Here is a 13,097-nt window from a genome sequence, read left to right as displayed (position 1 = left end):
AAGAGGAAGCTGACATGGCCATCGATCCACAACTCGCTCCCTTCATCGCGCGCCTCGCGGAAGCCTGGCCCGAGCCCGTGCTGTCGCTGCCGGTTGCGACCTGGCGCGAGCGGGTCGAGCGGCTGTCCGCGGCCGCGCGCATGCCCTACCCTGACGGGTTTGCCGACGAAACCCGCGTCATCGACGCTCCCCGCCCGGTGCGCATCCGCATCTACCGGCCGCGCGCACCGGGCCCGCTGCCCGCGCTCGTCTATATGCACGGCGGCGGCTGGGTGATCGGCAGCATCGACAGCCACGATTCCATCACCGCGGCGATCGCCGCCGATACCCCCTGCGTCGTCATCAGCGTCGACTATGCCCGCGCGCCGGAACATCCATTCCCCGCCGCAGTCGACGATTGTCGCGCGGTGGTTGCCTGGACGTTCGAGAACGCCGCCGCGATCGGCGCCAGTCCCGACGCGATCTTCGTCGGCGGCGATTCCGCCGGCGGCAATCTCGCAGCCGCCATGACGCTCGCATTCCGCGACAGCCCGCATCGGCTGCGCGGTCAGCTCTTGATCTATCCCTGCGTCGACGTGAATTTCGAGCGGCCCTCGTACCATAGCGAGGCCCAGGCGCCGTACCTCAAGGCGGCCGAGATGATCTGGTTCTGGAACCAGTACTGCCCCGAACCCGCGCAGCGCGCCAATCCGCTCGCGGTGCCGATCAAGGCCGCTTCGCTTGCCGGGCTACCGCCCGCTTTCATCGTGGTCGCCGAGCACGATCCGCTGCGCGACGACGGCCATGCCTATGCCGGTCGCCTCGAGGCCGCGGGCGTCGCGGTGACCTTCCGTCCGGGCCTCGGCCTCATTCACGGCTTTGTTCGTGCGCGGGCACTTTGTACGGCGGCACAGGCCGAGCATGTGGCGATGACGGATTGGCTGCGCCGGACCGCGCAATGACGCGCGCCGTGCGCGGCTGCCACGCCGCTCCTTTTGAACGGGCGACGATTGCTGGGCGCTCACGCCCACGTTAGCCTGCGGCGCGCCATGCCGGCGCCGGAACAGGTGCACGATGCGATCGCAAGCCATAATCCTTGCCGCGATGGCACTTCTCACCACCCCTTCACTCGCGGCCAGCGACAGTCAGGCCGAGCGCGTCTATGTGGTGACCTATGTCGAGCTGCTGCCGAGCCAAAGCGACGCGGGTGCCGGGCTGCTGATCGCCTACCGGAACGCCGGGCGCGGCGAACATGGCAACCTTCGCCTGGAGGTGCTGAGCGAGCTCGGCCGGCCGGCGCGATTTGCCTTGCTCGAGACCTGGGACAACAAGGCCTCGCTGGACGCCCACGAGAGCGGACCAGGCGCCCACGAATTCCGTGCCAAATTCGAGAAGATTGCGGCTGCGCCGCCGGACGAAAGGATCTTGAGCGGGCTGCGCGTCAGCGCGGATGAAGGCCGTTCCGGAACTCTCTACGTGCTCACCCATGTGGACGTCGCCCCGCAATATGCCGATTCCGCCACAGCGCTGCTTCAGACGCTGTTCGACGCAACAAGCAAGGAAGACGGCAATGCCGCCCACGAGGTGCTTCGGCAGGCAAACCGTCCGAACCACTTCACGACGGTGGAGCAATGGAAGGATGAGCCGGCGCGGGCAAGACATTCAGCCGCCGCGCCCACACGCGAATTCCGGCAGAAACTCTCGCCGATGATGGGCGCGCTCTACGACGAGCGGATCTACCGCCTAGCCGGGAAGTAATCGCGTCGCTCACGCGATCGACTATTCCGCAGCAAGCACGCCCGGCGGCACAGCACGGCCCGAGACCCGCCGGATCAGGACGGCCGCATCCGCAGGCGGCTTGTCGCCACGCCATGCGATGTGCTGGTCCGGGCGAACCAGATAGAGCGCGTGGCCGAACACGCCGCGCATGTCTTCCGGGGGATCCATATCCAGCAGCGCGAGCGGAAAACCAAGCGCTGCGGCGGCGCGCCGTAGCGGCGCGACGTCGATGGCCCGGTCGCTGCGAAGCAGCGTGTAGTCCTGATCCAACGCGTCATACAGCGAGCGGCCGCTGGGCAGGAAGAAGTGCGGCAGCCGACAGCCCGGCACGGTCGATGGCGTGAACGTCCCCATGCCGTAGGCCGGCTGCGGCTCGCCGTCATAGGCAATCAACGGCGACCGGTCATAATAGTAGCCGAAGTTCAGGCCGGCGCAGCAGTATTGCTGGACGTTGAGCTCATACACCCTGGCACCGATGGACCGGCGCAGCGCTTCGGCGCCCGCATCCTCGATATCGGATGGCACCTCGCGGCGATGTTTTGCCACGGCCAGCGCGTGGTTCATGGCAAAGTGCGACACCTGCTCGGTGATCGGCAGGCGCTCGGCCTCATAGGCGTCGAGGACAGCCGCATCGCCCCACCCCTTGAGATGGGCGGCGAGCAGCCAGGCGAGGTTCGCGGCATCGGCGATGCCGGCGTTCATGCCATAGCCGGCGAACGGCACCCAGATATGCGCGGAGTCGCCGCACAGGAAGACGCGCCGGTCGCGGAAGCGGTCCGCGATCAGGCGACGACCGAACCAGTCCTCCTTCGACAATATCTCGTAGGAAAAATCCGAACCGACGCCGAGAATGGTACGAATGGCCCAGTCGCGATCGACGGCATCGAAGTCAGCCTCGTCGTCGTTGAGATAGTTGTGCACCAGCCAGGTCTCGCGGCCATCGATCGCGTAGACGTTGCCGCAGCGCCGCGGGTTCAGCGAAAAATTGCCCCAGGCGAGCGGGCGCGTCATCCGATGCAGCAGATCGGGCGCACGCAAATAGGTGGACTGCACGCGCTGCACCACCGCGTCCCCGATCATGCCGGCGCCGATCTGTCGGCGCACCAGCGAACGGCCGCCGTCGCAACCGATCAAGAAGCGGGCGAAGAAAGCCAGCGGTTCGCCGCCGGCAAGGCTTCTCGCGCGCACCGTGACACCTGCGTCATCCTGCTCGAAACTCTCGACGTCGGCCTGGTTGACGATCCGGATCTGCGGCATCGCCGCCGCATGAGCGTAGAGAATGGGTTCGAGGAAGATCTGGTTGATCCGGTGCGGTGGCTCTGCCGTCGGCCAGTCGGTATCCGGCCCGCGCTCGCCGGCTTTCCGCCCCACCGGCGAGGGAATGACGATCCGCGTCAATTCCTGCCCCGTCGCGCTGGTGCGATAGACGACGTCGTGCGGATAGTCGGCCGGCAGGCCGGCGCCGCGCAACGCATCGGCAACGCCAAGCCTGCGAAAGATCTCCATCGAGCGCGCCGCGACATGGTTGCACTTGACGCTCGGCGGCTCGCCGGCCGCGCGCCGCTCCACGATCACCACATCGATGCCGCGCCAGGCGAGATCCATCGCGAGTGTCAGCCCGACCGGACCCGCCCCGACGATCAGAACGCTTGATTGAGTGACCGACACGGCTGCCTCTTATTGACGTCAAGAAACAATTGAATCATCGGCCGGCGACGCGCTGCGGCTGGGCCTGCGCACCGTCGAGCCGCTCCAGCAGTTCGCTGGTCGAGAGCACCTCGCCGAAATACTGCATGACGGCGGCGAGCGACGCATTGTGCTCGGCGTCCGAATGAGTCGCATTGGCGTCCGACAGGAAGAAGGTGCGGTAGTTGAGCATCATGGCATCTCGCGCCGAGGCCTCGCAGCAGACATTGGTGAGCGTGCCGGCGATGGCGACGGTATCGATGCCGCGTTCGTGCAGAACGGAATCGAGATCGGAGGAATTCTGGATGAAGGCGCTGTAGCGCGTCTTCTGCAGCACCACGTCCTGGTCGCGCACCGCAAGGTCGGCGTGCAGCTCGTGGCCCTTGCCGCCGGGGCTGAGCTCCCGCAGCATCGCGGCACGCCGGTCCGGCTTCATGAAGCACTCGAACCAGGTGCTCCAGCTCTCGGTCTCCCTGTCGATCGTCATCTTGATCCAGACGACCGTGCCGCCGGCGCGACGGAAGCCTTCGGCCAGCCGGTTGATCTGCGGAATGATGTCGGTCGCGCCAGCCACCTCCGCGGGCATTCCCGGCAGCAGAAACGCGTTCTGCATGTCGATCACGACCAGCGCGGCACGCGGTCCCTGCACGCGCCCGTAAAGCTTCGGACCGCCGCGGCGAAGCGCGACGCGCTGCATCACTTCATCCGAGATCGCGATCTTGTGCATGTCAGTTCTCCACTTCGGTGAAATGCGCGTAGTTCGTCCACTTTTCCAGCGAGGAAATGCCGACGAACAGGACCAGCGAGATGACGCCGAGGATGACGACCGCCGACATCACCATGTCCATCTGGAAGATCTGGCTGCCATAGACGATCAGATAACCAAGGCCGGCCTTGGCGGACTGGAATTCGCCGACAATGACGCCGACCAGCGACAGACCGATATTCGCCTTCATCGCGGCGATGATCACTCTCCGGTTGGCCGGCAACACCACCTTCTGCAGCACCTGCCAGGTCGAGCCGCCGAGCGCACGGATCAGCTTCACCTTGTTCTTGTCGGTCTGCTCGAAGCCGGTATAGACCATCAGCAGCACGATGAAGACCGCAACCGCGATCGCAATGCCGTAGATCGACAGCGCAGGTCCAAGCCAGATGTAGAAAATCGGGACCAGCGCGATCTTCGGCACCGCATTGGCCACGATCAGGAACGGATCGAGCACGCGCCGGACGGTCGGCGCAAGCCACAGCCAGATCGCCAGGATCACGCCGAGCACGGTGCTGGCCGCAAAGCTCGTGAGCGTCTCCATCAGCGTGACCCAGGTGTGGCGAAGCAGCAGGCCGTCCTGGAACAGTGTGATCATGCTGCGCGCCACCGCGGAAGGATAACTGGTCAAGAGCGGATTGACCCACAGCATCCGCGCCGAGATTTCCCAAAGCACGAGAAGAATGGCGACGAGGCCGAGCTGCGAGCCCACGACGATCAGGCGGCGGCGGCGCTGCGCGCGTTGCCAGCGTCGATAGGCCGGGCTCGCGACCGGGCCGGTGGGCGCCGCCGCGGCGAGATCGCCGACCGTCTTTGCCTCAGACATGGACATCGAGATCTTTCCAGATCGCCTGGAAGGCCTGGTTGAAAACGGGAAGCTCGCGCAGTTCGAGGCTCGAAGCCCGCTCGCGCGGCACTGCGCCGAAATCGATCGCGTGTTCGGACTTGATCCGTCCGGGCCGGCGCGACATCACAAGGACACGATCAGCCATCGCGACCGCCTCGTTGATGTCGTGGGTGACGAGTATCGCGGTCTTGCCCTCGCCGCGGATGATCTGCGCGATCTCGTCGGAGATCGCGATCCTGGTCTGGAAATCGAGCGCCGAAAAAGGCTCGTCGAGCAGCAGAATGCCCGGATCGAGGCACATCGTGCGCGCCAGCGCGGCGCGCTGCCGCATCCCGCCGGAGAGCTGGGACGGCAAATGCTGCTTGAAGTCCCGCAGGCCGTAGCGATCGAGCAGCGCTTCCGCGCGCAGACGCGCCGCGGCGCGATCGCGCCCGCGTATCTCAGGACCCAGCATCGCGTTATCGAGGATCGTGCGCCACTCGAACAGCGTGTCCTGCTGCAGCATGAAGCCGACGGCGGTGGACGGTCCGCGCACCAGAGCGCCGTCGATCGATACCGTTCCGCTGGTCGGCGCGATCAGCCCCGCGAGCAGCGACAGCAGCGTGCTCTTGCCGCAGCCGGACTGCCCGACGATGCTGACGATCTCTCCCGGCGCGATGCGGAACGAGACGCCATCGAGCGCACGCGTCTCGCCCGATGGGGTGAAATAGCTCAGCGAAACGTTCTCGAACGCCAGCTTCGCCGCCGTCCGCGTTCCCGGTTCGCGAGCCGCCGCCACGTCACCTGGCCCCGGCGGCGAAGAATTGCGGCGTCACCACACCGTCATAGGCGACCTTCTGCGCCTCCTTGAGGATGCCGCCCATCACCTGCAGCTTCTGCAACGCCTCGATCGCGTCGGGACGGATCTCCGGCGTCGCCTTCCAGAGGCCGGCCTTGCGCTGTCGCTCGACCGCCGATTCGATCAGCTCGACGGGAACGCCGGGAAAGAATGGCGTGAGCAGCTTTGCAGCCTCGGTCGGCGAGGCGCCCGCAATCCATTTGAGCGACCGGCTGATCGCCCGGGTCCAGCCGCGAACGATCTCCGGGTTCTTGGCGATGTAGGCGTCCGTCGCGACGAAGGCGGTATAGTCGATCGGTCCAACCGTCTGGCCGATGCTTGCGAGCGCAAAGCCCTTCTTTTCGCGCTCCAGCTTCGAGACGTCGACCTCGAAGAACGTCGCATAGTCGCCCTGCCCGCTCAGGAACGCGCCGAGCCGGGCGGGAATGCCGATGTTGCTGATCAGGTTGACGTCCTTGGCCGGGTCGAGGCCGTGCCGCCGCAGCGCCTCGTCGAGGAACAGCGCCGGCGTGGTGCCGGGACGGAAGGTGATGATCGTCTTGCCCTTGAGATCCTTCCAGTCGAGCGGCTTGTCGTCGCGACCGACCAGAAAGGTGCCGTCCGAGGTCGTCAGGCCGCAGAACATCTTCACCTTGGTGGGCGACTGGCTGCCCTGGACATAGATGGCGGCTTCCGGTCCCACCAGCGCGATGTCCATCTCGCCCGACAACAGCGCCGCCATCGCCTTGTCGCCGCCTTGAGAGGCCGTGTAGTCGACGCGGATGCCTTCGTCGCGGAAATAGCCGAGCGCGTCGGCCAGGTAGAGTGGCGAGAAGAAGATGTGATGGACCGTCTCGACCAGCGAGACTTTCTTCGGCTCCTGAGCGCGTGGCGCGGTCGGCGCCAGCGCGATGACGAGCGACGCAAGGAACGTTGCGGCCCGCAAGGCCCATGCCGATCGCCGCTTCGCTGTCATGATTGCCATCCCTGTCCGGCTGCTATCGATGTCCGATTATCGGACTTTCTTTCTCCGTGCGACAACTAGATCGCTCCACGAAGTTTGCGTCAAGGGGTCAAATATGCGGCCAGAGCGCGCAGATTTCGGGCCGTCCATCGCTTGAAAACTGTCCGAATATCGGACAGGATTGATCAGTCACGGCATGAGGGTTCTATGGCGGAGATGCAGGCGTCCGTACGAAACGGAAGGACGGCCAAATCGCAGCGGGATCGCGCCATGGCAGGCAGCTTCAACCGTGCCGCGCTGCTGCTGCGCGCCATCGCCCAGGATGCACCTCGCGGCGCGTCGCTGCGCGATCTCGTCACGCGGACCGGCCTGCCGCGGCCGACCATTCACCGCGTGCTCAGGCTGCTCGCCGATTCCAACTGGATCGAGCGCGACGACGACGCGCAGTTTTATCTCGGCCGCGACCTCGTCGGCCTCGGACTGGCGGCGATGGTGAGGCATCCGTTGCAGCGGATCGCCGATCCGGCGCTCGCCCGGCTTGCCGAAGACATCGATCAGACCATCTACCTGACGCTGCGCGTCGGCGACGACGCGGTGTGCGTCGCGCGGCACGAACCGCAGGACCGCATCCAGACCCTGGTGCTGCAGGTCGGCACGCGCGAAGCGCTCGGCACGGGCGCCGGCGGCATGGCGATCCTCGCCGCGCTGCCCGAACAGGAGGCGCAGCGTATTATCGCGGCGAATATCCGCCGCTACCGGCAGCGCAAGGGCTTTGACGAAGCAGGCTTTCGCGAGGCTTACACGCTTGCCCAGCGCCGCGGCTATGCGCTTCACGACGGGCTGTTTCGCGAAGGCATCAGCGGCATCGGCGTCGCGATCCGCGACGCGGCGCGCCATCCGCTTGCCGCGATCAGCACCGCCTTCGTCTCGGAATGGCTGAACCAGAACGAGCGCGAGCATTGCGCGACGCTTTTGCAGGAAACGGCGGCCAACCTGTCGCGCGAGCTGCTGTCGCTTGCGCGCTGACCGGCGCCGTCGCGCGCGCCGGGAAGTTCAGCGCAGCGCGGTGCCGCCGATATTCCAGCCGCGGCCGCCCTCACCGAAGATCTCGTGACCATCAGCCGTCACCGCGACCGTATCCTCCAGCTTGATGAAGCCGCGGCGCGGATGCTTCATGGTGGTCTCCACCGAAACCACCATGCCGGGCTCGAGCGGGCGGCTCGTATCCGCCGCATCATAGCGGACCGGCCCGGTGGCGGTGAGGCGCGGCGCCTCGTGGCTGACCAGGCCCATGCCGTGGGCGAGGAATTCGCTGTTGTCGCGCTCGCTCATCTTCTGCATGGCGCGTTCCGCCGCCGTGTAGATCTCGCCGCCCGGTACGCCCGGCTTGATGACGGCAAAGGCCGCGCGCTGCACGGATTCGATTTCGGCGAGCAGATCCTTCAGCTCGCGATCCGGCTCGCCCAGCACCGCCATGCGCGCGAGATCGCCGATATAGCCGTGATAGTTGCCGCCGGAATCGATCGACATCACGTCGCCGGTTTCCCAGCGCTGCTCGGAAGGCGCGCGGTTGTGGCTGGTCCCGCTCGCGATCAGGCAGTACTCGAAGGTCAGCCCGCGATTGACCTCGGCAACCCTGAGCGCCTCGACGATCTGCCGCTTGGTGGTGCCGGGTCCGTGATGGGCGATCACGTCGAGCATGGATTCGATCACGAGCTCGGAGGCCTTGCGCAGCTTGGCGAGCTCGGCCGGGGTCTTGATCGCACGCAGGCGCTCCAGCACGTAAAGCGCATCCTTGATCTGGCTGTCCGGAAAAGCATCCTGCAGCGCCTTGCCGGCATCCATCGGCAGGAAGGGGAATTCGACGCCGATCCGCTTGGCCGGCACGCCGCGTGAGCGGATGGCCTGCACCGCCAGCGCGATCGCATCGAGCGATCCGCTGGTCGAGGCCTGCACCTCGGGAACCCAGGGCGGCGCGACCTGCCGCTGATGCGCCTCGAGCCCATGCCCGATATAGGCCGCCTTGTCGGGCGCGCCCTTGGGATAGATCACCACGGGCAGATAGCGGGATATGCCAAGCGCGTCCATGTAGTCGAAGAAGATCGCCCGCTCGGCATCAAGCAGATACTGCACATTGTGCTTGGAGGTGGCGAGCAGCACGTCGATGCCCGCCTCTTCCATCAGCCTGTCGAGCTTGCCCGTGTCGAACGGAATGCCGCGCACGGCGGTCTGGGTCTTGACGCTGTCCTGCATGACGCGTTTCCTTATATTTTGACGCCAGCCTTGGGTTAGCTACCAATCTTGGATTAGCTAGGAGAGCGGGGCGCGCGCCGCAACGGCCTCAGCCTCGCCTATTCGCCCGCGTTCGCCTGTTCCCGTGCTTTCTTTAATGTGCGCCGGAGATGGCCGTTCGTCACCTTCCATTGCGAGGGGCCTGCCATGCGTCTCGACGCCGAGCAAGCTGAAGGCGAGCCCGATCGCAAGACCGCAGCCGGCCAGGAACAGAAATGCCGGCGTCACCGCGTCGATCGTCGCCTTGGGTGTGATCAGGTTCGAGGCGCCCGCGATCAAGGCAAGGCACAGCGGGCCGGTGATCTTGCCGACGCCATTGGCCGCCTGCGCCAGCCCGACCCCCCGTGCAGCCAAGCGAACCGGAAAGATCTCCGCCGAATAGGGCGCGATGTTGGAAAAGCCGCCGTCGAAAAACATCGCCGCCGGGATCAGCAATACCAGGAAAGCCGGGTAGCCGAACAGCGTCCTGTCGAAGAACAGCGCCGCCGCGCCGAGCGACAGCGCGATGCCGTAGCCCATGATCTCGCCGCAGCGGCGGCGTCCGATCCAGTGCGGCAGGAAGGAGAATATGGCGCGCCCGAGCATGCCGGTCAGGCTGACGACGACGAACAGGTGAGCGACCTCGCTCGGTGAAACGCCCATCAGCAGTGCAACGATGGTCGGTCCCCACAGGAAGACGCCATAATTGGCGGTGCTGGCGCCGAACCAGACGATGACCGTGAGCACGACCAGCCTTGGCTCCCGGAACCGCTCCGAGAAGCCCACGCTCGGCACGCTTGTGCCCGCCGGTCCATTCTGAGGCTCACCTAGCGTATCCGGCGAGACCTTGAGCGCACGCGCGACGATGCGGCGCGCCTCGGCATGCCGCCCGCGCGAGACCAGCCAGCGCACCGATTCCGGCACGATCAACGCAATCAGCACCGCCGGCACCAGCGGAATGAAGCCGAGCGCGGCAAGACCGCGCCAACCGATCTGGTGCAACAGCGTCGCCGCCAGCAGTGACGCTGTCAGTATCCCGAGCGAGACAGGAATCGTGGTCGCGCTGGTGACGAGCGTGCGGTGGCGCGTCGGCGTGTATTCGACGATCAGCGGCAGGAGGACCGAGGTGGCGGCGCCGACCCCGAATCCGACAAAGAAACGAAGCAGGGCGAAACCGATCCAGGCGCCGTCGGGAATGAACGAGACGGAGCCCGAGCTCAGTGCGCACAGCGTGACGCCGGCGACCAGCAGCGTCTTGCGCCCGAACCGGTCGGCCAGCGCGCCCCACGCCAGCGAGCCGACAATCGCGCCGACGCCGGCGCTGAGCAGGATCACCGAGGTCTGCCCAAACGTCAGGTGCCATTGCGGCGCCAGCACCGCAACGAGGAACCCGACAATATAGTAGTCGAAATAATCGAAGACGCTGGTCGCGATGGTCAGCCCGACGGTAGCGAAGTAACGGGCATCGAGCGGCGCGCGGTCATAAGCGGCGACGAGATCTTGTCGTTCGGTCCCCATGGTCTTTCTCCCTCATGATCCGTCTCTTTTTTGATTATTGATTCTGTAAGAACGCCACGACTTCCGCGGCCACCGCCGCCGGGTTCTGGATCGTTCCGACATGGCCGACGCCTGCGATCTTCGCAGCGCGCGCACCCGCAATCTCGCGCGCAAGCGACAACGTATGATCAGGCGGAATCAGGCGATCTTCGCTGCCGGCGAGGACCAGCGTCGGCGCAGTGATTGTGCCGAGGTCGATCGCGATCGGCTGCGCCAGGATGACGCCGCGCCGCCGCCGTTGCTCGGCGGTGCGCGTGTTGCCCTTGAAGATGTTCAGCGCCTCTGGATGCGACGAGAGGTACTCGCGCGTAAAGAAATATTCGGCGAATTCGGGCAAGGAGTCCGGCAAGCGGCTGCGTAGCTCGGCGAACTTCGGAAATCCCGCCGGATTGATCGCGGACACCTGTGTACCCACACGAAAACTGCTTGCCAGCACCAGGCAATCGACGCGGTCGGCGTGGCGGACCGCGAGCACTTGCGCGATGGCGCCGCCGAGCGAGGTGCCGAACACATGAGCACGGCGATGGCCCAGCGCCGCAATCAATGCGGCGGCATCATCCGCCAGAACATCGAGGCCGTACGGCGCGGGCGGATTGCGCGTGCCCCCGGAGTCGCGCTGGTCGTAGGCGATCACGGTGAAATGCGGCGCGAGCTCTTTGCCGAACGCATCGAACATCGAATGGTCGGCCTCGGCGCCATGCAGGAGCAGCAGCGGTGGTCCCTTGCCGCTTCGCTTGAACGCGATCGTCGTGCCGTTGGCTGCGATCGTGTCCATGGCTAGTGCAGCACGGTTTGCAGCGCGCCGGCGAGCTCGCGCGCGGGATCGGAGGGGATGTAGGGCATGCGCCAGGCGACATGGCCGTCGGGGCGAACCAGCACGGCGCCGCGCGGGCCCATCTGGATGCCGTCGGCCGGATGCGCGTTCGGCAATTGCTGCAGGTTGAGCGGCAGGCCGAGCTTGGCCGAGACGTCGCGGCCGGCCTCCAACCATTCCGCCCCAAGCGGGCCCGCGACCACGGTGAACTCCTTGTCGAACCAGTCCAGCGTCGAGTGCTTGCGCGCCATGTCGAGCCACAGATGTGGAAAGCGCCCGCCCGGACGGTCGGACGGCGTGTAATAGCGCGTCAGATGCCCGCCGCGCGGCGTGCCGTCCGGGATCACCGCGCCTTCTTCATAGGAGAAGCCGAGCGCCTGCCCGATGCTGTGCAGATGATTGTCGAGGTCGTTGACCCAGAAGCGAATGCGATCCTCGTTTTCCGAGCGCGCCGCATCGTCGATGCGCCGGAAGCGGATCATGTTGCCGTAGCTGAAATCGGCGTTCGACTGCGCGACCGGCCGGCGCTCGACGTCATAACTGTCGAGCAGTTTTTCCGAAGCCGCTCCGCGCAGAACGTAAGCGAGCTTCCAGGCGAGGTTGTGCGCGTCCTGCACGCCGGAATTCAGCCCGAAGCCGCCGGTCGGCGGAAAGCGATGCGCCGCGTCGCCGACCACGAGCACGCGGCCCTTGCAGAACTGCGACGCGACCTGCTTGCTCATGCGCCAGATCGAGCGGTTGAGCAGCGTCACGTCGAGATCGGGCACGCCGACCATGGTGCGGATGATCTCGATTGTCTCGGCGTCGGTCCAGGGCTGCGGCCGTTCGTCCTTCTGCTCGCCGAGCTGAATCACCGACAGCCATCTGTCCCGGCCGTTGGTGTTGAGAATGGTGGCCCGTCTCGGCATGCCGGGCTTCTTCGGATAGACCTGATAGCCGGCGGCCTCGCGCGCCAGCGGAAAACGCGACAAATCCCCGCGCCAATATTCATTGAGAACGACGGCGAGCGTCGCGGGGCCGATCATCTCGATGCCCGCGGCGCGTCGGGTCTGGCTGCCCGCGCCATCGCAGGCGAGCAGATATTTGGCGTGCCAGAACTCACTGCGGCCGGTGTCGATCGAACGGACCTCGCAGATCACGCCGTCCTCGACCTCCTCGAAGCCGACAAATTCGGTCGAGAAATGCACCTGCACGAGGTTGGAATGCGCGATGACCTTGTAGATCTCCTCCTCGACCGCATCCTGCGCCACCAGGCATTTCCAGGCCGGGGTCTGGCCCAGATTGGGCTCGGGCCGCGAACGGCTGATCTCGCGGCCTGCGATGCTCTCGACCTGGATGAACATGTCGGAGGAATCCTGCAGGCCGCGATCGCGGATCGCCTGCTCGATGCCCCATTGCCGGAAAAGCTCCATGGTGCGGACCCAGCAGCCGCGCGATTTGGGATGATCGGTGGTGGTCGGGCTTTTTTCCACGATCACCGCGTCGATCCCGAAGCGCTCGAGCAAGAGGCCCATCGCGAGCCCGACGGGGCCGCCACCGACGATGAATATGGATGTCCGGCGAGGCGCCTCCGGATGCGTGGCCATGGTCGTTCACTCCCTGATTTCCTTGCGTCATAGC

Annotated in this window: 12 protein-coding genes; 3 read left to right on the top strand and 9 right to left on the bottom strand. The window is 65.9% G+C overall.

What is annotated here, in order from left to right:
* The first annotated feature begins 14 nt into the window (after positions 1–14).
* Both QOU61_RS09305 and QOU61_RS09300 read left to right on the top strand, forming a co-directional pair.
* Entirely contained in the window at positions 15–941 is a 927-nt protein-coding gene (locus QOU61_RS09305) for an alpha/beta hydrolase (protein ID WP_289657809.1), read from the top strand.
* Positions 942–1,053: 112 nt separating this feature from the next.
* Entirely contained in the window at positions 1,054–1,737 is a 684-nt protein-coding gene (locus QOU61_RS09300) for a putative quinol monooxygenase (RefSeq protein WP_289657808.1), read from the top strand.
* Between the two features lie 21 nt (positions 1,738–1,758).
* On the opposite strand, the gene QOU61_RS09295 is transcribed toward QOU61_RS09300, so the two are convergent.
* From QOU61_RS09295 to QOU61_RS09275, 5 genes are read right to left on the bottom strand one after another with little or no spacing between them, the layout of a single operon-like run.
* A complete protein-coding gene (locus QOU61_RS09295) occupies positions 1,759–3,426 on the bottom strand; it encodes an FAD-dependent oxidoreductase (protein ID WP_289657807.1) in 1,668 nt (555 codons plus the stop codon).
* Between the two features lie 34 nt (positions 3,427–3,460).
* Positions 3,461–4,171 carry an isochorismatase family protein gene (locus tag QOU61_RS09290; protein ID WP_289657806.1) on the bottom strand — a complete coding sequence of 237 codons (711 nt, stop codon included), beginning with the start codon at positions 4,169–4,171 and terminating at the stop codon, positions 3,461–3,463.
* A gap of 1 nt (position 4,172) precedes the next feature.
* Positions 4,173–5,039: an ABC transporter permease gene (locus QOU61_RS09285; RefSeq protein ID WP_289657805.1), complete on the bottom strand. Its 867-nt coding sequence runs from the start codon at positions 5,037–5,039 to the stop codon at positions 4,173–4,175.
* On the bottom strand, positions 5,026–5,832 hold the full coding sequence (locus QOU61_RS09280; protein WP_289657804.1) for an ABC transporter ATP-binding protein: 807 nt from the start codon (positions 5,830–5,832) through the stop codon (positions 5,026–5,028). The genes QOU61_RS09285 and QOU61_RS09280 overlap by 14 nt, the downstream gene beginning before the upstream one ends.
* Position 5,833: 1 nt before the next feature.
* Complete coding sequence (locus tag QOU61_RS09275; protein WP_289657803.1) at positions 5,834–6,847, bottom strand: ABC transporter substrate-binding protein; 1,014 nt, start codon at positions 6,845–6,847, stop codon at positions 5,834–5,836.
* A gap of 258 nt (positions 6,848–7,105) precedes the next feature.
* Between QOU61_RS09275 and QOU61_RS09270 the strand changes: the two genes are divergently transcribed.
* Positions 7,106–7,861 carry an IclR family transcriptional regulator gene (locus QOU61_RS09270; protein ID WP_289657802.1) on the top strand — a complete coding sequence of 252 codons (756 nt, stop codon included), beginning with the start codon at positions 7,106–7,108 and terminating at the stop codon, positions 7,859–7,861.
* Positions 7,862–7,888: 27 nt separating this feature from the next.
* On the opposite strand, the gene QOU61_RS09265 is transcribed toward QOU61_RS09270, so the two are convergent.
* Genes QOU61_RS09265 through QOU61_RS09250 form a run of 4 tightly spaced genes read right to left on the bottom strand, consistent with a single transcriptional unit; the run spans position 7,889 to position 13,063 of the window.
* Positions 7,889–9,088 (bottom strand): M24 family metallopeptidase, encoded by a 1,200-nt coding sequence (locus QOU61_RS09265; RefSeq protein ID WP_289657801.1) that lies wholly within the window; start codon positions 9,086–9,088, stop codon positions 7,889–7,891.
* Positions 9,089–9,145: 57 nt separating this feature from the next.
* Positions 9,146–10,624, bottom strand: a complete 1,479-nt coding sequence (locus QOU61_RS09260) for an MFS transporter (RefSeq protein ID WP_289657800.1) — start codon at positions 10,622–10,624, stop codon at positions 9,146–9,148.
* A 34-nt stretch (positions 10,625–10,658) separates the two neighbouring features.
* On the bottom strand, positions 10,659–11,438 hold the full coding sequence (locus QOU61_RS09255) for an alpha/beta fold hydrolase (RefSeq protein WP_289657799.1): 780 nt from the start codon (positions 11,436–11,438) through the stop codon (positions 10,659–10,661).
* Positions 11,439–11,440: 2 nt separating this feature from the next.
* Entirely contained in the window at positions 11,441–13,063 is a 1,623-nt protein-coding gene (locus tag QOU61_RS09250) for an FAD-dependent monooxygenase (RefSeq protein WP_289657798.1), read from the bottom strand.
* Positions 13,064–13,097 lie beyond the last annotated feature (34 nt).

It is taken from the genome of Bradyrhizobium sp. NP1 (assembly GCF_030378205.1).
GTDB lineage: Bacteria > Pseudomonadota > Alphaproteobacteria > Rhizobiales > Xanthobacteraceae > Bradyrhizobium.
The sequence above is the reverse complement of the archived record's forward strand: the minus strand, read 5'-3'. Positions and strand labels throughout refer to the sequence as shown.

Bases quoted from the DNA above. Each gene is read 5' to 3' on its own strand.
- QOU61_RS09305 (WP_289657809.1), top strand. From the start codon at position 15: ATGGCCATCGATCCACAACTCGCTCCCTTCATCGCGCGCCTCGCGGAA.
- QOU61_RS09300 (WP_289657808.1), top strand. From the start codon at position 1,054: ATGCGATCGCAAGCCATAATCCTTGCCGCGATGGCACTTCTCACCACC.
- QOU61_RS09290 (WP_289657806.1), bottom strand. From the start codon at position 4,171: ATGCACAAGATCGCGATCTCGGATGAAGTGATGCAGCGCGTCGCGCTT.
- QOU61_RS09285 (WP_289657805.1), bottom strand. From the start codon at position 5,039: ATGTCCATGTCTGAGGCAAAGACGGTCGGCGATCTCGCCGCGGCGGCG.
- QOU61_RS09275 (WP_289657803.1), bottom strand. From the start codon at position 6,847: ATGACAGCGAAGCGGCGATCGGCATGGGCCTTGCGGGCCGCAACGTTC.
- QOU61_RS09270 (WP_289657802.1), top strand. From the start codon at position 7,106: ATGGCAGGCAGCTTCAACCGTGCCGCGCTGCTGCTGCGCGCCATCGCC.
- QOU61_RS09265 (WP_289657801.1), bottom strand. From the start codon at position 9,088: ATGCAGGACAGCGTCAAGACCCAGACCGCCGTGCGCGGCATTCCGTTC.
- QOU61_RS09260 (WP_289657800.1), bottom strand. From the start codon at position 10,624: ATGGGGACCGAACGACAAGATCTCGTCGCCGCTTATGACCGCGCGCCG.
- QOU61_RS09255 (WP_289657799.1), bottom strand. From the start codon at position 11,438: ATGGACACGATCGCAGCCAACGGCACGACGATCGCGTTCAAGCGAAGC.
- QOU61_RS09250 (WP_289657798.1), bottom strand. From the start codon at position 13,063: ATGGCCACGCATCCGGAGGCGCCTCGCCGGACATCCATATTCATCGTC.